This is a genomic window from Brevundimonas halotolerans, from assembly GCF_003730275.1.
GTDB classification, from domain to species: Bacteria; Pseudomonadota; Alphaproteobacteria; order Caulobacterales; family Caulobacteraceae; genus Brevundimonas; species Brevundimonas halotolerans.
In genome coordinates, this window is record NZ_QTTA01000020.1 from 41,261 (window position 1) to 63,959 (window position 22,699).

Sequence of the window (22,699 nt, forward strand, 5' to 3'; positions counted from 1 at the left end):
TCGACACGGGGCAGATTCGTCTGACCAACCTTCCGTGTCCGCCCCTGTTTTCCAGGCCCGCCAGACGGGCGTCTCATCGACCGACTTCATGACCGATCCGACTGCCGACATGCCCGAATACGGCGCCGATTCCATCAAGGTTCTCAAGGGGCTGGATGCTGTCCGCAAACGGCCCGGCATGTATATCGGCGATACCGACGACGGTTCGGGCCTGCACCATATGGTCTATGAGGTGGTCGACAACGCCATCGACGAGGCCCTGGCCGGCCATGCCGATCTGGTCCAGGTCATCCTCAACGCCGACGGATCGGTGACGGTCACCGACAACGGGCGCGGAATTCCGACCGATATCCACGAAGGCGAGGGCGTCTCGGCGGCCGAGGTCATCATGACCCAGCTGCACGCGGGCGGGAAGTTCGACCAGAATTCCTACAAGGTCTCGGGCGGTCTGCACGGCGTGGGCGTGTCGGTCGTCAACGCCCTGTCGGACTGGCTGCAGCTGAAGATCTATCGTCATGGCAAATCGCATGAGATGCGCTTTGAGCGCGGCGATACGGTCAAGCCGCTGGTGGTCACCGGCGAGGCCCCGATCCGCGAGGACACCGGCAAGCCCCTGACCGGCACCGAGGTCACCTTCTATCCGTCGGTCACGACCTTTTCGCACATCGATTTCGACCTGAAGACGCTGGAACACCGCCTGCGCGAGCTGGCCTTCCTCAACTCGGGCGTGGTCATCAAGCTGATCGACCGCCGCCATCCCGAGCCGGTCGAGATCCTGTTGCACTATGAGGGCGGGGTCGGGGCCTTTGTCCGTCACCTCGACAAGTCGAAATCGCCGATCCTCAGCGACGTCATCGTCATCCGCGGCAAGAAGGAAGGGATCGAGATCGATCTCGCCCTGTGGTGGAACGACAGCTACCACGAGACCATGCTGTGCTTCACCAACAACATCCCCCAGCGGGATGGAGGCACCCATCTGTCGGCTTTCCGCGCCAGCCTGACGCGCGTCATGGGCGCCTATATCGAAAGCTCGGGACAGGCGAAGAAGGAAAAGGTCTCGGTCTCGGGCGAGGACGCGCGCGAAGGTCTGACCTGCGTCCTGTCGGTCAAGGTGCCCGATCCCAAATTCTCCAGCCAGACCAAGGACAAGCTGGTCTCGTCCGAGGTGCGTCCGGCGGTCGAGGGCCTGTGCTCGGAAGGGTTGTCGACCTGGTTCGAGGAGCATCCGGTCGAGGCCAAGCTGGTGGTCGCCAAGATCGTCGAGGCCGCTGCTGCCCGCGAAGCCGCGCGCAAGGCCCGCGACCTGACCCGGCGCAAGTCGGCGCTGGAAATCTCCAGCCTGCCCGGCAAGCTGGCCGACTGTCAGGAACGCGATCCGGCCAAGTCCGAACTGTTCATCGTCGAGGGCGACTCCGCCGGCGGCTCGGCCAAACAGGCGCGCAACCGCGAGAACCAGGCCGTCCTGCCCCTGCGCGGCAAGATCCTGAATGTCGAGCGGGCACGCTTTGACCGGATGCTGTCGTCCGACCTGATCGGGACGCTGATCCTGGCGCTGGGCACCGGCATCGGTCGCGATGATTTCAACGCCGACAAGCTGCGCTATCACAAGATCATCCTGATGGCCGACGCCGACGTCGACGGCGCCCACATCCGGACCCTGCTGCTGACTTTCTTCTATCGCCAGATGCCCGAACTGATCGAGCGCGGCCATGTCTTCATCGCCCAGCCGCCGCTCTACAAGGTGACCAAGGGCAAGCACGGCCGTTATCTGAAGGACCAGTCCGAGATGGACGCCTATCTGATCGAGGAGGGCGTCAGCGAGGCCACTCTCGATCTGGAAGGTGGCGAACGTCGTACCGGCATGGACCTGCAGGGACTGACGCGCGAGGCCAAGGCCTTCAAGGCCAGCGTGGATCGCCTGTCGCAGCGCGCCCCGGCCTTCGCCATCGAACAGGCGGCGCTGGGCGGCCTGTTCGACGAGAACGCGCCGCTGGATCAGGCCCTGCTGGACCGGGTCTCGACCGGGCTGGACCGCTATGCCGAAGAGGGCGACGGCCCGTGGAGCGGGGCGCCAGGGGATCAGGGGGCTGTGGTCTTCAATCGCGTCCGCCGCGCCGTAGCTGAGACCATTGTGCTGGAAGAGGCACTGATCCGTTCGCTGGATGCGCGTCGTCTGGGCGAGCGCGCCCACGCCTTTGACGGGGTCTTTGACGTGCCCGCCACCTACCGCCGCAAGGAGCGGACGGCGACCGTGCGGGGCCCGCTAGACCTGTTTTCGGTGGTGCTGGAAGCGGGCCGCAAGGGCCTGTCGATCCAGCGCTACAAGGGCTTGGGCGAAATGAACCCGGACCAGTTGTGGGAAACCACGCTGGACGCCAATGCCCGCACCCTGCTGAAGGTGCAGGTCAATCAGGCCGACGAGGCCGACGACCTGTTCGCCAAGCTGATGGGCGATGTCGTCGAGCCGCGCCGCGAGTTCATTCAGGAAAACGCCCTTGACGCCGCCGTCGACGTCTAGGCGTTAGCGGGTCTGGCCGATGAAGGCGGTCACGGTCGGGTAGGATCCCTGGGTGGAGCGCTTTTCATTGCAGACCACCTCATAGAGGAAGCCATAGTTGGTGCCCTCATTGACCGTGTCCCACTCCTCTATGGTTTCCTCATAGCGGTCGGTCAGCGCACCGGTGCCGTCATAGGTGTCGGTGGCGATGAAGCGGATTTCGCGGCTGCCACAGCGGAAGGCGTAGGTGTCGATCTCGTGGCTGAAATCGCTGCCAGTCAGCGGGACGCGGGCCATCCGCACGCGGGTGCCTCCTTCGGTCGTCACGATCTGGCCGGCATCGGCCAGATAGGCCGTGGTGGCGTTGCGGGAAAAGGGATGCCAGTCGGTGACGGGCGCGGTTGAAATCGGCGGGTCCTGGTCGGCAACGGGCATCAGGCCGAGGGCCAGGGCAGTGAGGATCGAAGTCAGCATCGGTGTCTCCCCCAAGAAGATCCGGTGACAGAAGAGGCCGATCACGCAAATTTGGCAAGAGCCGGATGATCTGCCTCATCCGGGCCGCGTTCCTGATGAGGATGGCTTCATGATCTCCCTGCTTGCCCTGACCAGTCTGATGCTTGCGCTGGCGACCGGCCCCGAACTGGCACCTGCGCCTGGCCGGTTTGCGCCCGCGACCGAAGTGCCCGGCCAGCCTGTCAGAACTGCCGCTCAGCAGGCGCGGTTCACCTCGGACCGGATCGTCGTCGAGGTTCGCACGCCCGCTGATCCGAAACAGCCGGTGTGCGACGTGATCCTGATTCCGGGCCTCGCCTCGACTGCCCTGGTCTGGGAGCCGGTGGCCGAGCGGCTCAGCCGGACGCACCGGGTGCATCTGGTGTCGGTGCGTGGCTTTGGAGAGCTGGGGGCGGGCGACAACGGACGCGGCTTGGTCGCAGGCCCGGTCGCCGCCGAGGTGGCCCGCTATATCCGCACCCGGGGTCTACGCGACCCGGCCGTCATCGGCCATTCCATGGGGGGGCAGATCGCCCTCAGACTGGCGTCCGATCCGGGGGTCGACCTGGGACGGATCATGATCGTCGACGCCGCGCCCTTCTTTCCATCGCTGGTCGATGACCGGGCCACCGGACAGGATCTGGAGCCGATCGCCGCCGTCGCCTATCAGGCCGTGCTGTTCCTCGGCGACGACGCCCTGGCCCGTCAGCCCTGGGCCGAGGGCATGGGCTCTACCGCTGGCGCGCTGGAGGCCTGGGTCGGCTGGCAGGGGGGCGATGCGCGGGTGCTGGCGCAAAGCCTGTATGAAGTCATGACCGTCGATCTGCGCCCCAATCTGGCGCGCATCAATGTGCCGGTGACCGTGGTCTATGGCTGGAGCCGTCGCGAGGACTCGCCCCGCTATCAGCTGCAATCGTCCTGGCAACAGGCCTACCGGGGCCTCAGGCGGCCGGCGCGGCTGGTGCCGATCGAGGGGGCCGAACACATGGTGATGATCGACCAGCCGGTGCGCTTCATGGCGGCGGTCGACGAGTTCTTAGGCAACCCCTGAGCCTGATCCGGAGCTCAGGCGGCCTCGACGTCGTGCGCCCGGGCCAGAACCTCCAGCACGGCCCGGCCATAGGTGGTCAGCTTGGACTTGCCGATCCCGGGCACGCTCGACAGGGCATCCAGACTGGCCGGTCGCGCTTCGGCCAGCGCCAGCAGGGTGCGGTCCTGAAAGATGACATAGGGCGGCACACCCTGGGCATGGGCCACTTCGCGACGCCAGGCGCGGAGCGCCTCGAACCGCTCACGTGCCCCGGCGGGCAGCCGCGCCACAAGGTCGGTCGCCGGGGCCCGCCTACCGGCGGATCGCGCCGCCTGCGGGGCTTCGCGCCTTAGCCGCACCTCATGGGCGCCGCGATAGACGGCCCGCACGGCCTCCGGATCGCCGAGGCCGATCAGGGGACGTCCGTCGTTCGGGTCCTCGATCAGAAGGCCCTCGAACACCAGATGATCCAGAATGCGGCGCCATTCGCTGACCGGCAGGTCGCGCCCTATGCCCCAGGTCGACAGGCCCTGACCCAGACTCTCCCCGTCCTTCTGGCGTCCGGTCAGATGGTCGATGACCCGGCCCCGGCCATAGCGGCCCTCCAGCCGGTGGACGGCGGCCAGGGCCTTTTGCGCCTCGGTCGTCATGGCGACCTGTTCGGGCGGGCTGCGGCACAGGTCGCAGACACCGCAGGGCTCGGCGCTCTCTTCCCCGAAGTAGTGGCGCACCGCCTGCGGCCGGCAGACGGCCCCGTCCAGCATGCCATACAGCTGCCAGACCTTGCGGCGCTGGGCGGCCATGACCTCGGCGTCCATGGGGCTGCCGTCCAGTCGCTTCAGCGACCATGCCACATCGGCCGAACCGTAAAGGGTGATCCCCTCGGCCGGATCGCCGTCGCGCCCGGCGCGTCCGACCTCCTGCCAGTAGGCCTCAAGCGAGCCGGGCGGGTCGGCGTGCAGCACATAGCGGACGTCCGGCTTGTCGACCCCCATGCCAAAGGCGATGGTTGCCACCATCACCCCCTGATCGGCCTCGAGGAATCGGGTCAGCCGGTCATGGCGCTCGCGCGTCTCAAGGCCCGCATGATAGGCGACCGCGTCGTGACCGGCGCCAGCCAGCGCCTCGGCCAGCCGCTCGCAGCCCTTCCTCGATCCGCAATAGACGACGCCGGATACGCCGCGCCGGGCCTCGACCAGCTCGACCACCTGGGCCTCGGTTTTCGCCTGTCCGCCCGCCTTGGGCAGGGCTGAAAGGCGCAGGTTCGGACGGGCGAAACTGTCGACGAACACCTCGGCCGCCCCGATGTTCAGCGACTGCAGGATGTCGGCGCGGGTGCGGGCATCGGCGGTCGCGGTCAGCGCCACGGTCGGCACATGGGGAAAGCGCGCCTTCAGCCGCCCCAGATTGCGATAGTCGGGACGGAAATCATGGCCCCATTGGGAGACGCAGTGGGCCTCATCGACCGCGATCAGCGACAGGTCCAGCTCGGCCAGCCGGTCCAGCAGCCAGGACGAGGCCAAGCCTTCGGGCGAGACGTACAGCAGCTTGATCTCGCCTGCCCGTATCCGGCCCCACAGCGCCGCGCGGGCGTCGGAATCGAGCGAGGAATCCAGCCGCGCCGCCGGCACGCCCAGCTGGTCCAGCGCCGCCACCTGATCGCTCATCAGGGCGATGAGGGGCGAGACCACCAGCGCCAGCCCGGGCCTCATCAGGGCCGGAATCTGATAGCACAGGCTCTTGCCGCCGCCGGTCGGCAGGACGGCCAGCACATCGCGCCCGTCCAGAACCGCCTGGATCGCCGGGGCCTGCAGGCCGCGAAAGTCGTCATGGCCCCAGATACGCTGCAGGAGGGCGCGGGTGTCCGGAAGGCTCCGGCTGGCGGACGAATCACAGGCCATGCCCAGTTCTGCCGGATGGGGCCGGACGTGTCACCCGTGCCCGGGGCGACAATTGCCGCTATAGGCCGCCTTATGAACAGCCTGATCTTCGGTCGCCCGCCGCTCGTCTTCGATCCGCCCACCGATGCGGTGCAGGTCTCGCCCCGCGTGCCCGGCGCGGCCGTGCTGGAAGATCTGGCGCCCGAAAGCGCGGATCAGGCCGTGGTCCATGCCCCCGCCGGTGCCATAGAGCGGCGCTATACGCTGGCGTTGGTGCTGCGGGCCCTGAAGCCGGGCGGTCGCCTCGATGTCATGGCGCCCAAGATCAGGGGCGGCGCCCGGCTGGCGAAGGAGCTGAAGGGCTTCGGGGTCGACTGCAAGGTCGTCTCCAAGGCCCACCACAAGCGGTGTCTGGCGACGCGACCGGACGCGCTGACCGGGATCGAGGTGTCGATCAAGGCGGGTGCCCTGCGACAGGATCCGGAGTCCGGCATCTGGACTCAGCCGGGCCTGTTCGCCTGGGACCGGGTCGATCCGGGCACGGCCCTGCTGATCCGGCACCTGGAGAGTCTGAAGGGGCGGGGCGCGGACTTTGGCTGTGGCTATGGGGCGCTGGGCCGGGTGGTCCTGGCGCAGGAGACGGTCTCCGAACTGACCCTGATCGATCTGGATCGGCGCGCGGTCGAGGCGGCGCGACGCAACCTGACCGACCCGCGCGCCCGGCACCTGTGGGCCGATGTGCGCACGCTGGACAGCCTGACCGATCTGGACTTTGTCGTCGCCAATCCGCCCTTCCACGACGGCGGAGCCGAAGACCGGGCGCTGGGTCAGGCCTTCATCGACCGGGCGGCGAAGTCGCTGCGTACCGGCGGCACCCTGTGGATGGTCGCCAACCGCCACCTGCCGTACGAGGCCGGGCTGAAGTCGGCTTTCAAGGCAGTGCGGGCTGTGGTCGAAGGCGAGGGCTACAAGATCATCGAGGCGAAGAAGTGAAGACCCCCACCGCCCGCGTCGATCGCCTGCTGTCCTCGCTGGGCTATGGCTCGCGCACCGAAATGGCGCGGATGGCCAAGGCCGGCGGCATCGTGCTGGACGGCGCGGACCTGACCGATGTGTCGAAGCGGATCGCGCTTTCGCCCGACCTGCCGTCGCGGATGGAGATCGACGGCGAACCGCTCGATCCCCTGCCGGGGCTGGTGATGATGATGCACAAGCCGCTGGGCATGACCTGTTCGCACAAGGAGGACGGGGCGCTGGTGTTCGACCTTCTGCCCGGGCGCTGGCGCCGGCGGGACCCGGCCATTTCGACCGTCGGCCGGCTGGACAAGCAGACCACCGGCCTGTTGCTGCTGACCGACGACGGCGCCCTGCTGCACCGGATCATCAGCCCCAAGCGCCATGTGGCCAAGGTCTATCGCGCCACCCTGGCCCGGCCGCTGGAAGGCGGGGAGGCCGCCCTGTTCGCCTCGGGCGAACTGGTGCTGGAGGGCGAGGACAAGCCCCTGTCGCCCGCCATCCTCGAGGTCATCACCCCGACCGAGGCGACCCTGACGGTGACCGAGGGGCGCTATCATCAGGTGCGACGCATGTTCGCGGCGGTCGGCAATCACGTCGAGGCCCTGCACCGGGAACGGGTCGGCGCCCTGACCCTGCCCGACGACCTGCCCCCCGGCGAATGGCGGCTGCTGACGCCGGATCAGGTCGCCCTGATCTTCGCTTGACCGTCGGGGCCGGCCGGTTCACCTGACCGCCATGACCCTCGCCAAGATCTGCGGGCTGACGACCCCCGAATCCCTGACCGTCGCTGTCGAAGCCGGCGCAGCCTTCGTCGGTCTGGTGGCGTTCGAGAAAAGCCCGCGCCACCTCGCACCCGAAGACGCTCGCCGCCTGCTGGATCAGACCGGCATGGTCGAGAGCCGCCGCGCGAAGGTCGTGGTGGTGACGGTTGATCCGGATGACGCCCTGCTGGACGCCCTGACCCGGCATGTGGCGCCCGACTTCATCCAGCTGCACGGCCATGAGACGCCCGAGCGGGCGGAGGCGGTGCGAGCACGCACCGGGGCCGGGATCATCAAATGCCTGCCGGTCTCCGGCCCCGATGACCTGAAGCGGGTCACCGACTGGGCGGGGGTGGCGGATCACCTGATGTTCGACGCCCGTACCCCGGCCGACGCCGCCCTGCCCGGCGGGATGGGATTGAGCTTTGACTGGACGCTGCTCAGGGGGGTGGATCTGCCGCGTCCGTGGTTCCTCGCGGGGGGGCTTACCCCCGACAATGTCACTGAGGCGGTGCGGCTGTCCGGCGCACCCATGGTCGATGTGTCCTCTGGCGTCGAGCGCGCGCCGGGTGTTAAGGAACCCGCCCTCATCCGTGCCTTTCTTGAGGCCGTAGGTACCCTCCCCGGGAAACAGTCATCGTGAACGCTTCGCTCTCAAACGCTTACGCTTGGCCCGACGCCGAGGGCCGGTTCGGTCCGTTCGGCGGCCGGTTCGTCGCCGAGACCCTGATGCCCGCCGTCCACGAGCTGGAAGCGGCCTGGGACGCTGCGCGCGCCGATCCGTCGTTCCAGGCCGAGCTGGACGACTTCCTGACCCACTATGTCGGGCGGCCCAGCCCCCTCTATTTCGCCGAGCGGCTGACCGAGCATCACGGTGGCGCCAACATCTGGTTCAAGCGCGATGAGCTGAATCACACCGGCGCGCACAAAATCAACAACTGCATGGGCCAGATCCTGCTGGCCCGCCGCATGGGCAAGACCCGCATCATCGCCGAGACCGGCGCCGGCCAGCACGGGGTGGCGACCGCCACCGTCTGTGCCCGCTTCGGCCTGCCCTGCATCGTCTATATGGGCGCCGCCGACATCGAGCGTCAGGCGCCCAATGTCTTCCGCATGAAGCTGCTGGGGGCCGAGGTGCGGCCCGTCACCAATGGCCGCGCGACGCTGAAGGAGGCCATGAACGAGGCCATGCGCGACTGGGTCTCGAACGTCGGCGACACCTTCTACATCATCGGCACGGCCGCGGGTCCGCACCCCTATCCGGCCATGGTTCGCGACTTCCAGAGCGTCATCGGGCGCGAGGCGAGGGAACAGATGCTGGCCCGCACCGGTCGCCTGCCCGACGCCTGCGTGGCGGCCATCGGCGGCGGTTCGAACGCGATTGGCCTGTTCCACCCCTTCATCGGTGACGAAGGCGTGCGCCTGATCGGCATCGAGGCCGCCGGCCACGGGCTGGAAGGCAATTCCCACGCGGCCTCGCTGCAGGGCGGTCGCCCCGGCGTGCTGCACGGCAACCGCACATACCTTCTGCAGGACGACGACGGCCAGATCCTGGAGGGGCACTCGATCTCGGCGGGCCTCGACTATCCGGGCATCGGGCCCGAGCACGCCTGGCTGCACCAGACCGGCCGCGCCGAATACCGCGCCGCCACCGACGCCGAGGCGCTGGAGGCCTTCCAGCTGTGCTCCAAGCTGGAGGGCATCATCCCCGCGCTGGAACCCAGCCATGCCCTGGCCCGCGTCGGCGAGATCGCAGCCGAGGTCGGCAAGGGCGGCAACGTCGTGCTCAACCTGTGCGGTCGCGGCGACAAGGACATCTTCTCGGTCGCCAAGCACCTGGGGGTGGAGCTGTGAGGGCGTTTCGTGAGTTCGCATCCCGACGTCCGCTGCTGGCTTTGACGCTTGTCGCAGCAGTGGTGTTGCTGGTCGTCGTGCCGCTGAGCACGCTTCGTGTCCGCATAGAATTTCCAGTGGCGGAGGCCCAATGACCACCGCCCGTATTGACGCCCGATTTGCTTCGCTGAAGGTCGAGGGTCGGGCGGGTTTTGTCGCCTATGTCATGGCGGGGGATCCGTCGCCCGAGGCCACGCTCGACATCCTGAACGGTCTGGTCGAGGCCGGGGCCGATGTGCTGGAGCTGGGCTTTCCCTTCTCCGATCCCATGGCCGAGGGGCCGACCATCCAGCGCGCCGCCCTGCGCGGGCTGAAGTCGGGCCTGACGCTGAAGGGCACGCTGGAGCTGGCGCGCCGGTTCCGCGAGGGGAATGCCGACACCCCCCTGATCCTGATGGGGTATCTGAATCCGGTCGAACAGATGGGCTATCCGGCGTTCGCCGAGGCGGCCGATGCGGCAGGCGTGGATGGCGTGATCATCGTCGATTGTCCGCCCGAGGAATCCGCCGATCTGGTCGAAGCGCTGGATGCCGCGCGCCTGTCGATGATCCGGCTGGCCACCCCGACCTCGGACGATGACCGGCTGAAGGTCATTGCGCGCGGCACGTCGGGCTTTGTCTATTATGTCTCGGTCGCCGGTGTGACCGGGGTCAAGGAAGCCGTGGCCGGCGATGTCGCGCCTGCCGTGGACCGCGTGCGCTCTGCCACCGGCCTGCCCGTCGCGGTCGGCTTTGGCGTCAAGACCCCCGAACGTGCCGCCGAGATCGCCCGCGTCGCCGATGCGGTGGTGGTCGGCTCGGCGCTGGTCGACCGCATCGAGGCCGCCGTGACCGAGAACCGTGACCCGGTGGCCGACGTTCTGTCCCTTGCGCGGGACCTGTCGCACGCTGTGCATAACGCCCACGCCGCCGAAATCGTGTAGAAGACCGCCCATGGCTGACCGCAAGACCCCAGACCGTCCGCAACCGCCCGCCCGTCCCCAGACCCCAAACCGGGGAGGCTGGCTGAGCCGCTTCGCCCCCGGCGTGCGCAAGATCGTCGGCCGCCGCGACACGCCCGACAATCTCTGGGTCAAGGACCCGGACACAGGCGAGATGCTCTATCGCTCGGAGCTGGAAACCAGTCTGTGGGTCACGCCGTCGGGCCGTCACATGCGCATCAATGCGCCGACGCGGCTGCGCTTCACCTTCGATGATGGCGAGTATGAGCCGATCGACACGCCCGAAGTGCCCGAAGATCCGCTGAACTTCTCGGACGGCAAGCCCTACCGCGAGCGTCTGGCTGCGGCGCGCAAGGCCTCGGGCCGACGGGACACCATGGCCATCGGCTATGGCGAGGTCGGGGGCAGCCCCGCCGTGGTCATCGTTCAGGACTTTACCTTTATGGGCGGTTCACTGGGCATGGCCGCGGGCGAGGCGTTTATCGCCGCCGCCGAGGCCGCCATCGAACGCAAGGTGCCGCTGGTCTGCTACACCGCCGCCGGCGGCGCCCGCATGCAGGAGGGCGCGCTCAGCCTGATGCAGATGGCCCGCACCACCCTGGCCATCCAGGACCTGAAGGCCCAGCGCTTGCCCTTCATCGTCGTGCTGACCGACCCCACCACCGGCGGGGTGACGGCCAGCTATGCCATGCTGGGCGATGTCCATCTGGCCGAGCCGGGCGCCCTGATCGGCTTTGCCGGTCCGCGCGTAATCGAGGCCACCATCCGCGAGAAACTGCCCCCCGGCTTCCAGCGCGCCGAATATCTGCAGGAAAAAGGCATGGTCGACCGGGTCGTCCCCCGCGCCGACCTGCCCCGCGTGCTGGGCCAGATCCTGTCCATGCTGATGGACGGCCGCAAGGCGGCCTGACCGCCGTGGACCCGATCTCCGCGCGACTGCGGGCCCGGCATCCCCAACGGATCGACCTGTCGCTGGAGCGGATGACCGCCCTGTGCGCGGCGCTGGGCGACCCGCAGCTGAGACTGCCGCCCGTGGTCCATGTGGCCGGGACCAATGGCAAGGGCTCGACCATCGCCTTCCTGCGCGCCATGGCCGAGGCGGCGGGCTTGCGCGTCCACGTCTATTCCTCGCCGCATCTGGTGCGGTTCAATGAGCGTATCCGGCTGGCCGGGGCGCTCATCAGCGATGCGGCGCTGGAGGCCATCCTCGACCGGATCGAGGCCATCCCGGGCGAGGCGACCGTGTTCGAAAGCACCACGGCTGCAGCCTTTGTCGCCATGAGCGAGGTGCCCGCCGATCTGGCCCTGATCGAGGTCGGGCTGGGCGGATCGCTGGACGCCACCAATGTCCTGCCGGTGCCGCAGCTGGCCGTCATCACCCCGGTGGACCATGACCATGCGGAGTTCCTCGGCACCGATCTGGCAAAGATTGCGGGTGAAAAGGCCGGCATTCTGAAGCGGGGGGGCCGCGCCGTGGTCGCCCGCCAGCCCGAGGTCGCCCGCGACGTCATCGGCCGGGTCGCGGCCCGTAATGGCGTCGCCCTGTCGGTCATGGGCGAGGACATCGACGCCTTTGTCGAACACGGGCGGCTGGTCTTCCAGGGCGCCGACCGGCTGCTGGACCTGCCCTTGCCGAACCTCAGCGGGCCGCATCAGATCGACAATGCCGGGCTGGCCGTGGCCGCTGCCCTGGACCTCGGTCTGACCGTGGATGCCATCGAAGCCGGCCTGACCTCGGCCGTCTGGCCCGCCCGCATGCAGCGGCTGAAGGCCGGGCCCTATGGCACCCGCGCAGAGGCTGCAGGGGCCGAGTTGTGGCTGGACGGCGGTCACAATCCCCACGCAGGCCGCGCCCTGTCCGAGGCCCTGCTGGAGCGTCAGCGTCGGGATCCCCGGCCCATGGCCCTGATCGTCGCCCTGCTGGCCTCAAAGGATGCGGGCGGCTTTTTCCAGACCCTGCGCCTGCTGGATGCACCAGTCATCACCGTCGATTTCGAGGGCGCGGCCGTCCCCGCCGAAGCGCTGGCGGCTGTGGCCCGGGGTCAGGGGCTGGGCGCGCTGCCCGCCGACAGCGTGGACGAGGCGGTCCGCCGCGCGCTCGACCTCGGCGCCGGCCGCATCATCATCTGCGGCTCGCTCTACCTGGCGGGGGAAGTGCTGGCCGCGTCCGAGGACACCTGGCCGGTCTAGCCCTCAGGCTGCGGCGGTGCCGATGCCCTGTTCGGCCAGCCATTCGGCGATCTTGCCCTTGGGGATGGCGCCGACCTTCATCGAGGTCATCTGGCCGTCCTTGAACAGCATCAGGGTCGGGATGCCCTTCACGCCCAGTTTCGACGGGGTCATGGGGCTGTCGTCGATGTTCAGCTTGGCGACGGTGACCTGACCGGCCATCTCGTCGGCGATCTGTTCCAGGGCCGGGCCGATCTGTTTGCAGGGGCCGCACCATTCCGCCCAGAAGTCGACCAGCACGGGGGTGGAGGCCTTCAGCACATCGGTCTCGAAGCTGTCGTCGGTGACCTTGATCGTCGTCATGGGGAGGCTCTCTGCAGGCGGGGCGGCGGGCGCCCCTCGGCTATCGGATGTGGGACGAATCCCGTCCCGTTCAAGGTGAAGACTACAGGGCGGGCACAAGCGCGTGAAGCGCCTGCCGCATCAGGCTTTCGGGAACCGGCGTCAGGCGTGGCCCGTCGGTCCACACCAGCGCGGCCTCGACCGTCCGCTCGGGATACAGCCGCCGCAGCACGGCCCAGTAGATCGCCAACTGGCGCACATAGGCCGGATCGGCGTCCTCGACGCGGTCCGGCGCCGGGCGGTTGGTCTTGAAATCGATCACCAGCACCCGCCGGGGCGTCACCACCAGCCGGTCCAGCCGTGCCGACACCACCACGCCCGCAGGCAGCTCCGGCGCCGAACCGGACAGCGCCACCTCCGCCCGGGAGGCCGGGCCGAATACCTCGGCGAAGCGGGCATCGTCCAGGACCCCCAGCGCCGCCGCGGCCATCTCGGCCTTCTGCGCCGCCTCCAGATCGGGCTCCCCCGCCAGCAGGGCGACTGCCGCCGCGCCCCGCCGATCGGGCGCCACGTCGGGCAACCGCTCCAGCAGGCGGTGTATCAGCTCCCCGCGCCGCCAGCGGCCCAGCCCGCCGCCGACCCGCGACAGGGGCGATGGCGCGGGCGTGCGCGCGGCGTCCTCCATCCGGCCCGGGGCCATGCGACGCTCCGGCGCCTCGGCCCGAGGCGCGGTGGTCAGCCAGGCCGGCGGCGGCGGGACGGCGTCGGCCGGCGCGGCGGTCCGCGCCATGGCCACCGGATCAGCGCCGTACCGCCGGGCCTCGCCCGTGGCGGTCTTCACCTCGCGCACCCCCTCCAGCCGCTCGAAGGCGGACAGGATCGGCGCCCACCACGCCTTCAGGTTCTCTAGCTTGCGGTTGGAGGCGTAGCGTCCCGTGACGATCAGCCGGTCCCGCGCCCGGGTCAGGCCCACGTAGAGCAGTCGCAGCGACTCCTCCTCGCCCCGCCGCTTGCGCGCGTCCCGCGCCATTTGCGACGCGGCGCAGTCCTCGCCGGACGAGCCGCACCACAGGAAGGCGCCGCCTTCCGTCTCCAGCAGGGCGTCGCCCCGGGGCTCCTCGAAGATCACGTCGGGCAGGATCACCACCGGCGCCTCCAGCCCCTTGGACGAATGCGCTGTCATCACCCGCACCTCGCCGCGCGGCTCATCCATCTCGCGCTTGATGGTCTGGTCCAGCGAGGCCAGCAGGTGGCAGAACCGTTCCAGATCGGCCGGACCTCGCCCCTCCGCCGCGCGCGCCTGATCAAGGAAGGCGTCCATGGCGTCCGCCGCCTCGGACCCCAGCCGGGTCAGGAACCGCTGCCGCACGCTCAGGCCCCGCCCGTCCAGCCGGTTCAGCAGGCGGCCGTAAAGGTCGAACGGCGTCATGACGCGCGCCGCCTCGCGGAAATCGGCGATCAGGTCCCGCGCCTCCGCCAGCGTCGGATCCTGCCCGGCCCGCGCGTTCAGCACGCCCCACAGCGAGCCCTCGCGGCCATGAGCCAGATCGAACAGCGCGTCTTCCGACAGGTCGCACAGGGGCGAACGCAACACCCCCGCCAGCGTCAGACCGTCGGCGGGCTGCAGGGCCACCCGCCCCAGCGCCAGCAGGTCCTGGAACACCGGATGGGCCGACAGGGTCAGCCGATCGGCTCCCGCTACCGGCACGCCCCGCTGCTTCAGCGCCCGCAGCACCTCCTCGAACATGGGTCCGCGCTTGCGCACCAGAATGAGCACATCGCCCCAGTCCATCGGGCGGAGGCCGGCCTTCTTGTCGTGCACCGCGTGCCCGGCCTCCACCGAGGTCCTGATCTCGTCGGCGATGCGCTCGGCCACCCGGCGGCGCGCGCCCCGCGCGGTCGAGGCGTCCAGCGGTTCGTCCCAGGCGCGGCGCTCTTCGTCGGTCTCGTCCTGCAGCGGCGGCCACAGGTCGATGGTCCCCGCCAGCCCGTCGGCGCGCGCGGCCTGATGCCGGATCAGGGCGGCGGCGTCCTCGCCCGCCTCGCCCCGGCCGGGGCTGAGGGCGCGGGCCAGGGCCGGCTCGGCGAACACCGCGTCCACGGCGGCCAGCACCTCGGCGGTGGAGCGCCAGGACTGCAGCAGCTCCACCCCCTGAAACACCCCGCCCACGCCGGTGATAGCCCGGTCATAGTCCTGCGCCTCGGCCGCCAGTCGCTCGGGCGCGGCCCCCTGGAACGAGAAGATCGACTGCTTTTCGTCGCCCACCACGAAGACGGTGCGCGCTGTCCCGTCCCGCGATCCGGCCCCGGTGAAGAACTCGGCGGTCAGGGCGCGCACGATGCTCCATTGCTCGGGCGAGGTGTCCTGGGCTTCGTCCACCAGCACGTGATCGACGCCGCCGTCCAGCTTGTAGAGCACCCAGGCCGCGCCCGGCCCGTCGGTCAGCAGATGCCGCGCCCGCTGGATCAGGTCGGCGAAGTCCAGCGCACCGGTCGTGGCCTTGGCCGTCTCATAGGCCCGGCCATAGGCATAGGCCAGCACCAGCGCGGAGACCGTGTCCAGCGCCACCCTGGCCGCCCGGGCCCGCTCGAAATGCTCCGCCAGCCGCGCCTGCTCGCGCGCCAGCCAGTCCAGGGTCGCGGGACCCATGTCCTTCACGCCCAGACGCCCACGGGGTAGCCCCTTATCGGTGAAGAATATCGTCTGGACCAGTTCGACAGGCGCCTCGCCGTTCAGCACGGCCTCAGCCGCAGCTTGAAGGTTCTGAGCCAGCACCTGCGCCGTAGGCTGTTTGCATCCGGCCGCTATCGCTGCCGCGTCCAGCCAGGCCGCCGCGTCGAAGTCCGGCGCCGTCACCGCCGCGTGCTCCGCCGCCTCCGGCTCGGTCCATCCCTCCAGCCCCACCGAGGCCGCCACCCGGTCCTGAAGGGTCGCCGCCCCGCCGTCCTCGGCCACATAGGCGGTCAGCTCGGCCCGCTTGGACTCGAACCGGTCGAACATGGCCTCGAAATCGGGCTGGGAAAGCTTTCCCGCCATGTGCAGATAGGCGCCCGCCAGCCCCGCAATGTCGTCGGCCAGCGCCACCCGGTCGCGGGCACGGCGGCGGATGTCGGCGGCCTCCGCCTCGTCGATGACGCGGAACAGGGGCGAGACCTCTGCCTCCACGGGAAAGCGCCGCAGCAGCTGTTCGCAGAAGGCGTGGATGGTCTGGATCTTCAGCCCGCCCGGCGTCTCCAGCGCCCGGGCGAACAGGGCGCGGGCCCGCGAAAGGTCATGGGCGTCGAAGCTGTCGGCCGCGCGCTCCTCCAGCTCGGCCAGCTGGTCCCTCAGCCGCGCGTCGCCGGCCACCGCCCAGTCGCCCAGCCGCTCGTACAGACGCCGCTGCATCTCCGCCGCCGCCGCCTTGGTGAAGGTCAGGCACAGGATCGCGCCGGGCGCCGACCCGGCCAGCAGCAGCCGCGCAACCCGGTTGACCAGGGTCGTGGTCTTGCCCGACCCGGCGTTGGCCATGACGAAGGCGTTGACCGCCGGATCGGCGGCGATGGCCTGGGGGGAGCGCGTCATCCCTCATCCTCCGCCGCCGTGGACCATTCGGCCACCCGGGCCAGATGGTCATAGTCCGACACCCGCGCCTGGGCGAACTGGGGCGCGATGCGCGAGCGGTAGGGCTGGCTCGGGCTGGCGTACTGCCGGATGCGTTTCCTCAGCCCCTCCACCGCCTCATCGGCCAGGGCGGGGGCCCCCGCCTCGCCGTTGCGATCCATGATCTCGCCCGCCGGGTCTCGCCCGGTCAGGCGCACATACAGAAGGTCGTCGGGCTCCGCCTTCAGCACGGCCCCGAACCCGCCCTCGCGGGCGATGGCGGCGGTCAGGGACAGTTGCGAACTGAACCCGCTCTCCACCTGCTTCTTTGTCGGCGGGGCGCCGGTCTTGTAGTCCATCACCGACAGGCGGCCCTCGGCGACCTCCATGCGGTCGGCCCGGGCGGTCAGCAGGAAGCCCTCGATGGGCGACCACTCGCCGTAGGCCTCCAACGCCACATGGGGCCGCCCGGCCCGGCGGTCGCGCTCGAACCCGGTCACCCAGTCCGCCATGCGCGCGCCCAGTGCCCGTTCGCGGGCCAGTGCCGCCGGGGTCATGCCCGCCGCCTCCAGCTCGTCCAGATAGCGCGTCAGGAACCGGTCCTGCGCCCCGGTCTCACCCAACGTCTCCCACTCGCGGGCGAATACCTCCAGCGCACTGTGGATGGCCGTGCCGCGCAGGCGGGCTTCCACCCGCTCGTCGGGGCGCTCCATCTGGTGCAGGTTCAGCACGAAGCGGGCGTAGGTGGCGTAGGGATCGCGCACCCATTCCTCCACCCGCGTCACCGACATCTTGTCAGGGCGCGCCGCGACGGGCGGCGTCGGGGCGGGGCGCTGGGCGGGCTTCAGGGTCTGCGGCGGATCGGCGTCGGGCGCGTCCAGCCGCCGGGCCAGATCATGCAGGTCCGGCCGCTGCGGCAGGCGCGGCGCCTCCGGGAACGCCCCGCGCACCAGCGTCTCGAGCCGCCACAGCCAGCGCGACTTCACCGACGGCTGATTGTCCCGCCGCTCCGTGTGCAACAGATAGACCTCCGGCGCGCAGGCGATCTGGGCGAAGTCGTGGGCCGACAGGCCGATGCGGCGCTCGGGCGGCGGCAGGCCCAGGGTCTTGCGCATGGGCCGGGAGAGGAACGGATCCGTCCCCCCGCCGCGCGGCCACACCCCTTCCTCCAGCCCCGCCAGAATGACCCGGTCGGCCCGGACCAGCCGCGCCTCGATGGCGCCCAGAATTCTCAGACGCAGATGCGCGTCGCCGCCCGTGCGCACCACCTCCGCGCCCATCAGTCGGCCCAGCAGTTCCGCAAAGGCGGAGGCGTTCAGCACGCCCGCCTCCGCGCCCTCGGTCATCAAGGCCGCCATCAGCCGCGCCGCGCTGGCCCCGTCCGGCCCACGCCAGATCTCAACGCCTTCGCCCAGCGCCTCCGCCGCCGCGCAGATCACCCGCGCCCAGTCGGCGGGCGGTGCCTCGTCCATGCCGGTCAGAGCCGACAGCACGCCCTCCAGCCGGTCCACCAGACCGTGGCCCGTGTCGATGCGCGCCTGATCTTCATCCTTGCGGCGCTTGCCGGCCCGATATCGGTTGGTCTCCAGCCGCCGTCGCACCGCGTCCCAGTCGGCGGGCCCCGCCCCGCGCAGACCCTCGCGCTCCAGCGCCTCGATCTCGTCCGCCCCGGCCAGCGTCGTCCACGGATGCTTCAGAATGGCCAGCAGCGGGACCGCCCCGAAGGCCTTGGCCAGCTGCGCCAGCTGGGCCAGCCGCACGCCCGCCGGCGTTTCCGACAAAGGCGAACCCGCCGAGGAGTCGGCCTTCAGCCCCCACCGCCCCAACCGCGCCTGCACCCTTCGGGCGAACAGCGGATCGGGCGTCACCAGCGCAACGGTCTGCCCGGGTTTCTCCACCCCCTCCCGCATCAGCACCGCGGCCAGCGCGGCGGCGGCCTCCTCGGTGCGGGCGGTGACGGCGGTCAGGCCTTCCAGCCCCTCGGCGATGGGATCGCCGCCGCCCTCGCGCATTTCTGTGATGGCTTTCGTCCAGTCGGCGGTGGACTTCGGCGGCTTCAGCGCCTCGGCGATCAGTCGACGCCGCGCCCGGCCCAGACGCGCGCTCTCTCCCGCGTCCCGCGCGGGCCAGGCCCGTACCTCGGCCCGGTCAATGCCGTGCCGCCCGATCAGGCGTTTCAGCGCCCCCTGCGGATGCTGCTCGCCGTCGTCGTCTGCGATCTGGTCCCACGCCGTTTGCGACAGGTCCCGGTCCAGTCCCGGCAGCACCACGCAGCCCGAGGGCGCGCGCGCCACCGCCCCCAGCACCGCCGCCGCGGCGGGCACGGTGCCCGTCGAGCCCGCCGCGATCACCGGGAAGGCCGGCGGCCGTTCATCCCACACCTCGGCCAGCCGCTTCAGCAGGGTCACCCGCCGCGCGGACGGGTCGCTCAGGCCCAGTTCGTCCAGCCGCTTCGGCCACGCCTCCACCGCCACGGCGAGGAAGGCGGCGGTGGAGCGCCAGTGCTCGGCCAGATCGGCCTCCACCAGATCGGCCACCCGGCCCGGGTCAGCCACCTCCTCGATCTGGCAGGAGTCCAGAAACGCCGCCAGCGCCTCGGCCATCTCCAGCGCGCGCAGGGGCTCGACCGCCCCCCCGTGGTGAGCGGCCACCAGTTGCGCCAACTCGAACCGGCGCTTCAGCGGCGAGATGGCGGGCTTCAGGTCCAGCTCCAGCTCGCCCGGCGCGAATGGTGGCTCGTCCTCCTCCAGATCGCCCAAGGGGCGCACCTGGGGCAGCAGCACGGGACGGTCGCCCGACAGCAGGGTCAGAGCTTCGGTGAAGGCCCGTGCCGCGCGCCGGTTGGGCAGCAGGATGACCGCATCGCTCAGGGTCTCGGGTGCGTCCTCGCCCAGCCAGTCCAGCACCCCCGCCGCCAGATCCTCCAGAAACGGCCGGTGCGCCTCGATGGACCACCAGCGCGGCCCGGCGCCCGCAAACGGATCGAACCGGCTCATGGGTTCGTCAGCCGGGCCTCGGCCTCGTCGCGGGCCCCGGGATCGCCGACGTGCATCCACTCCCCGTCCAGCACACAGCCATAAAGCCGGCCCTCTGCCGCCGACCGTCGCCACAATCCGCTCAGCGAAAAGGGCCCGTCAGGCCCCTCGGCAACATAGCCCGGCCGACAGATGTGCACGCCCATATAGGCAAAGGGGGCCTCGGCCGCCTCGCCCCGGAAGGTCAGCTGGCCGTCGTCGCCGAGAAAGAAATCCCCGCCACCCTCAAAGCCGATGGCGCCCGCGCGCCGCGCCAGCAGCAGGGCCGCGTCCATCCGCTCCGGGTCCCACTGTGCTGCGAGGTCCGCCAGCGCATCGCCCCGGTCGGTCCAGACGCTGTCGATATTAGCGACGAACACCGGCGCATCGCCCAGCAGGGGCATGGCCTTCTTCAGCCCGCCGCCGGTCTCCAGAAGTTCGGCCCGCTCGTCGGATATGGTGATCTCCGGCCCGCGCCCCCGCGCCGCCAGATGGGCCTCCAGCCGGTCTGCGAACCAGTGGACATTCACGACCGCACGGGTCACGCCCGCGTCCGCCAGCCGGTCCAGCACATGGTCGATCAGGGCCAGACCGCCCACCTCGACCAGCGCCTTGGGCCGGTCATCGGTAAGGGGCCGCATCCGCGTGCCCAGCCCTGCCGCCAGCACCATGGCTGTGGTCGGAACCGTCATCCGCGCATCTCCTTCGGAACATGACGGTCGAACCAACTCCTGACCTGCGACAGTTCCGGACGTTTCAGGTTTTGTTCCAGATGGCCCCACATGCGGGGCATGAACTGGCGATAACGCGGCTTTCCGTCCCGCGCGATCAGCCGGGCAAACACCCCCAGAATCCGCGCCTCGTTCAGCGCAGCCAGCGCGGCATAGTCGCGGCGGTATTCCTCGCGGTCGACCTGCATGATGTCGAAATAGTAGTCGAGCGCGACCGCCTCCAACTCTGGCGGCACATCGCGGCGGGCGTCCTGCAGCAGGGAGTGCAGGTCCCAGACCGGGTGGGCCAGCACCGCATCCTGAAAGTCGATCAGGCCGACGCGGCGATGGCCGCTACGGTCCGGCAGCCAAAGCAGGTTTTCGGCATGATAGTCGCGGTGTGCCATCACCCAGGCCCTGGCCTCGCCCATGGCCACAACCGGTGCCCAGGCGGCCTGCCATTCGTCCCGCGCCGCCGGACCGAAGTGGAGCCCGGGGTGCAGTTTCGGCATCCACTCGACGAACAGGTCGGCACCCCCCTGAAGGGCTATGGCGTCATAGGTCAGCAGCGGCCAGTCGCCCCCCAGGCCGGGCATGACCTCGGGCAGCAGGCCGGTCAGGTGCAGCCGCGCAATGGCCTCGACGGCGGCGAGGTACAGCGGCGCCTGCGGCTCGCCGTCCTCGATCACCCGGGCGAACAGGTCGTCGCCGAAATCCTCGATCACCGCCAGGCCGTTCGGCGCATCGACCGCCACGATCTCCGGCGCCGACAGACCCGCATGGCGCAGGTGTGCGGCGACAGCGGCAAAGGCCTCGATCCGTCCGGCCGACAGCCGCGCCACGGCGTTCCAGCCGGCCGCATGACGCTGTGCCGCCGTCCACGACGGGTCACAGGGCAGGGACTCGGTCGCTGGCGGCTGATCCATCAGCATCAGGGTCGAACCTGCAGGCGTGGTCAGCCGCTCATAGCGCCGGGTCGAGGCGTCGCCGGGCAGGGGATCGCGCCGCGCCTCGGCCAGCCCCGCTCCGGCAAGAAAATCGGCGATCAGGGCATTCCGGTCAGACATGCAGTTCCTTCAGCTTTCCGGCCCAGGCCCCATAGCCGGTCAGGTGCGCGCGGCGGCCCGCGCCGTCGGTTTCCAGCGTGACCGACAGCCGGTCCGGGCTCAAGGCTTCTCCGCCGCCTGTCCCCAGACGTTCGGGCCATTCGATCAGCACCGCCCCGTCCTCCAGCGCTTCATAAAGGCCGATCTCCTGGATCTCTTCGGGGTCTTCCAGCCGGTAGAGGTCGAAATGGGCGACCGGCGGGCTGCCCTCATAGAATTGCACCAGGGTGAAGGTCGGGCTGGGCACATCCTCGTCGGGGCGGGTCAGGGCCCGGATCAGGCCGCGCGCCAGCGTCGACTTGCCCATGCCCAGCTCGCCGTTCAGCAGCAGGGCCTCGCCGATCGCCAGCTGCAGCGCCAGGGCCGCGCCCAGCCGGGTGGTCGCCGCCTCGTCCGCCAGGGGGATATCGCGCACCTCAGGCAAAGGGCGCATCCGGCTGGCCGGGCAGCACCCGCTCGACATAGGCCTTCAGCGCATAGGTGGCGCGCGCCGCATCGGTGTCCAGCCGGCTGGCCGGGATGGTCGGTCCGACCGTCAGGCGGAAGGTCCCCCCGGCCTTGTTCAACATTTCATGAAACAGGGTGATGTCGCGCAGCTCGGGCGAGATGCGGGCGAATAGATGGAACAGGCGCGAATACGGACCCGCCATATGGATCGGCACCACCGGGGCCCCGTATTTGCGCGCCAGACTGACGGCGGTCGGGGGCCATTCGGGATCGGTCAGGCTGCCGTCTTTTGCGATGCGCGCCAGCCGCCCGGCGGGAAACAGCACCACGGGCCGCTCGGCCTCGAACGCCGCGCGGGCGGCCTCCAGCGTGGCGCGGGTCTTTTCACGGGTGCGCTTGGACGTCACCCATTCGACCGGAATGACCACCTCCCCCAGTCGCGGCGCGACCCGCAACGCATCGGCATTGGCGAAAAAGATCGCATCGGGCCGCCGCGCGCGAATGGCGTCATAGGCGGCGATGCCGTCGGCGATCCCGGTTGGATGATTGCTGATGATCACACAGCGGCCGCTTTCCGGAATCCGGTCGGCATTCATCACCTTGACGTCCAGCGCCAGCAGTTTCGAGACGTGATCCAGCGCCTCGGCCCCGCCCATCGGCGCCACCGCATCGGCCATCCGGCGCGCCTTGCCATAGCCCAGCAGGGCATAGAGAAACGGCCGGATCACCGGCCAGCCGACCGAGCCCGTCAGCCGCGGCGCGCGCTCGGCGATCAGCACATCGCAGATATGTCGGGAATCGGGGGCCACCGTCATGAT

The 22,699-nt window shown here is 69.9% G+C and carries 18 protein-coding genes; 9 read left to right on the forward strand and 9 right to left on the reverse strand.

Annotation, left to right across the window (positions count from 1 at the left end):
* Positions 1-88: 88 nt before the first annotated feature.
* Positions 89-2,518, forward strand: a complete 2,430-nt coding sequence (gene gyrB / locus EG854_RS10045) for a DNA topoisomerase (ATP-hydrolyzing) subunit B (protein WP_123288079.1) — start codon at positions 89-91, stop codon at positions 2,516-2,518.
* A gap of 3 nt (positions 2,519-2,521) precedes the next feature.
* Here gyrB and EG854_RS10050 read toward each other — a convergent pair whose 3' ends face one another.
* The gene (locus EG854_RS10050) at positions 2,522-2,971 is read right to left on the reverse strand and encodes a surface-adhesin E family protein (RefSeq protein WP_164461996.1); all 450 of its coding nucleotides are present in this window, start codon (positions 2,969-2,971) and stop codon (positions 2,522-2,524) included.
* 109 nt (positions 2,972-3,080) lie between these two features.
* On the opposite strand from EG854_RS10050, the gene EG854_RS10055 reads away from it, so the two are divergent.
* Positions 3,081-4,040, forward strand: a complete 960-nt coding sequence (locus EG854_RS10055; RefSeq protein WP_241153203.1) for an alpha/beta fold hydrolase — start codon at positions 3,081-3,083, stop codon at positions 4,038-4,040.
* A gap of 14 nt (positions 4,041-4,054) precedes the next feature.
* On the opposite strand, the gene recQ is transcribed toward EG854_RS10055, so the two are convergent.
* Complete coding sequence (gene recQ, locus EG854_RS10060) at positions 4,055-5,920, reverse strand: DNA helicase RecQ (RefSeq protein WP_123287995.1); 1,866 nt, start codon at positions 5,918-5,920, stop codon at positions 4,055-4,057.
* 72 nt (positions 5,921-5,992) lie between these two features.
* Here recQ and EG854_RS10065 point away from each other — a divergent pair, with 72 nt between their 5' ends.
* From EG854_RS10065 to EG854_RS10095, 7 genes are all read left to right on the forward strand, one after another.
* The gene (locus EG854_RS10065; RefSeq protein ID WP_123287996.1) at positions 5,993-6,892 is read left to right on the forward strand and encodes a class I SAM-dependent methyltransferase; all 900 of its coding nucleotides are present in this window, start codon (positions 5,993-5,995) and stop codon (positions 6,890-6,892) included.
* Entirely contained in the window at positions 6,889-7,620 is a 732-nt protein-coding gene (locus tag EG854_RS10070; protein WP_164461997.1) for a 16S rRNA pseudouridine(516) synthase, read from the forward strand. The genes EG854_RS10065 and EG854_RS10070 overlap by 4 nt, the downstream gene beginning before the upstream one ends.
* A gap of 31 nt (positions 7,621-7,651) precedes the next feature.
* Complete coding sequence (locus EG854_RS10075) at positions 7,652-8,320, forward strand: phosphoribosylanthranilate isomerase (RefSeq protein WP_123287997.1); 669 nt, start codon at positions 7,652-7,654, stop codon at positions 8,318-8,320.
* Positions 8,317-9,531 (forward strand): tryptophan synthase subunit beta, encoded by a 1,215-nt coding sequence (gene trpB / locus EG854_RS10080; protein ID WP_123287998.1) that lies wholly within the window; start codon positions 8,317-8,319, stop codon positions 9,529-9,531. Before EG854_RS10075 ends, trpB begins: the two co-directional genes overlap by 4 nt.
* A 130-nt stretch (positions 9,532-9,661) precedes the next feature.
* A complete protein-coding gene (trpA, locus tag EG854_RS10085) occupies positions 9,662-10,492 on the forward strand; it encodes a tryptophan synthase subunit alpha (RefSeq protein WP_123287999.1) in 831 nt (276 codons plus the stop codon).
* Positions 10,493-10,502: 10 nt separating this feature from the next.
* Positions 10,503-11,420: an acetyl-CoA carboxylase, carboxyltransferase subunit beta gene (gene accD / locus EG854_RS10090; protein WP_123288000.1), complete on the forward strand. Its 918-nt coding sequence runs from the start codon at positions 10,503-10,505 to the stop codon at positions 11,418-11,420.
* Between the two features lie 5 nt (positions 11,421-11,425).
* A complete protein-coding gene (locus EG854_RS10095; RefSeq protein ID WP_123288001.1) occupies positions 11,426-12,700 on the forward strand; it encodes a bifunctional folylpolyglutamate synthase/dihydrofolate synthase in 1,275 nt (424 codons plus the stop codon).
* 3 nt (positions 12,701-12,703) lie between these two features.
* On the opposite strand, the gene trxA is transcribed toward EG854_RS10095, so the two are convergent.
* From trxA to EG854_RS10130, 7 genes are all read right to left on the reverse strand, one after another.
* Positions 12,704-13,042 carry a thioredoxin TrxA gene (gene trxA, locus EG854_RS10100; RefSeq protein ID WP_123288002.1) on the reverse strand — a complete coding sequence of 113 codons (339 nt, stop codon included), beginning with the start codon at positions 13,040-13,042 and terminating at the stop codon, positions 12,704-12,706.
* Between the two features lie 82 nt (positions 13,043-13,124).
* Positions 13,125-16,586 carry a double-strand break repair helicase AddA gene (addA, locus tag EG854_RS10105; protein ID WP_123288003.1) on the reverse strand — a complete coding sequence of 1,154 codons (3,462 nt, stop codon included), beginning with the start codon at positions 16,584-16,586 and terminating at the stop codon, positions 13,125-13,127.
* A complete protein-coding gene (gene addB, locus EG854_RS10110) occupies positions 16,583-19,600 on the reverse strand; it encodes a double-strand break repair protein AddB (protein ID WP_123288004.1) in 3,018 nt (1,005 codons plus the stop codon). The genes addA and addB overlap by 4 nt, the downstream gene beginning before the upstream one ends.
* The gene (gene murU, locus EG854_RS10115; protein ID WP_241153204.1) at positions 19,597-20,310 is read right to left on the reverse strand and encodes an N-acetylmuramate alpha-1-phosphate uridylyltransferase MurU; all 714 of its coding nucleotides are present in this window, start codon (positions 20,308-20,310) and stop codon (positions 19,597-19,599) included. Before murU ends, addB begins: the two co-directional genes overlap by 4 nt.
* Positions 20,307-21,395 carry an N-acetylmuramate/N-acetylglucosamine kinase AmgK gene (gene amgK / locus EG854_RS10120; RefSeq protein WP_123288005.1) on the reverse strand — a complete coding sequence of 363 codons (1,089 nt, stop codon included), beginning with the start codon at positions 21,393-21,395 and terminating at the stop codon, positions 20,307-20,309. Before amgK ends, murU begins: the two co-directional genes overlap by 4 nt.
* On the reverse strand, positions 21,388-21,849 hold the full coding sequence (gene tsaE, locus EG854_RS10125) for a tRNA (adenosine(37)-N6)-threonylcarbamoyltransferase complex ATPase subunit type 1 TsaE (protein ID WP_241153205.1): 462 nt from the start codon (positions 21,847-21,849) through the stop codon (positions 21,388-21,390). Before tsaE ends, amgK begins: the two co-directional genes overlap by 8 nt.
* Before the next feature lies 1 nt (position 21,850).
* The gene (locus EG854_RS10130) at positions 21,851-22,696 is read right to left on the reverse strand and encodes a GNAT family N-acetyltransferase (protein WP_123288007.1); all 846 of its coding nucleotides are present in this window, start codon (positions 22,694-22,696) and stop codon (positions 21,851-21,853) included.
* Positions 22,697-22,699 lie beyond the last annotated feature (3 nt).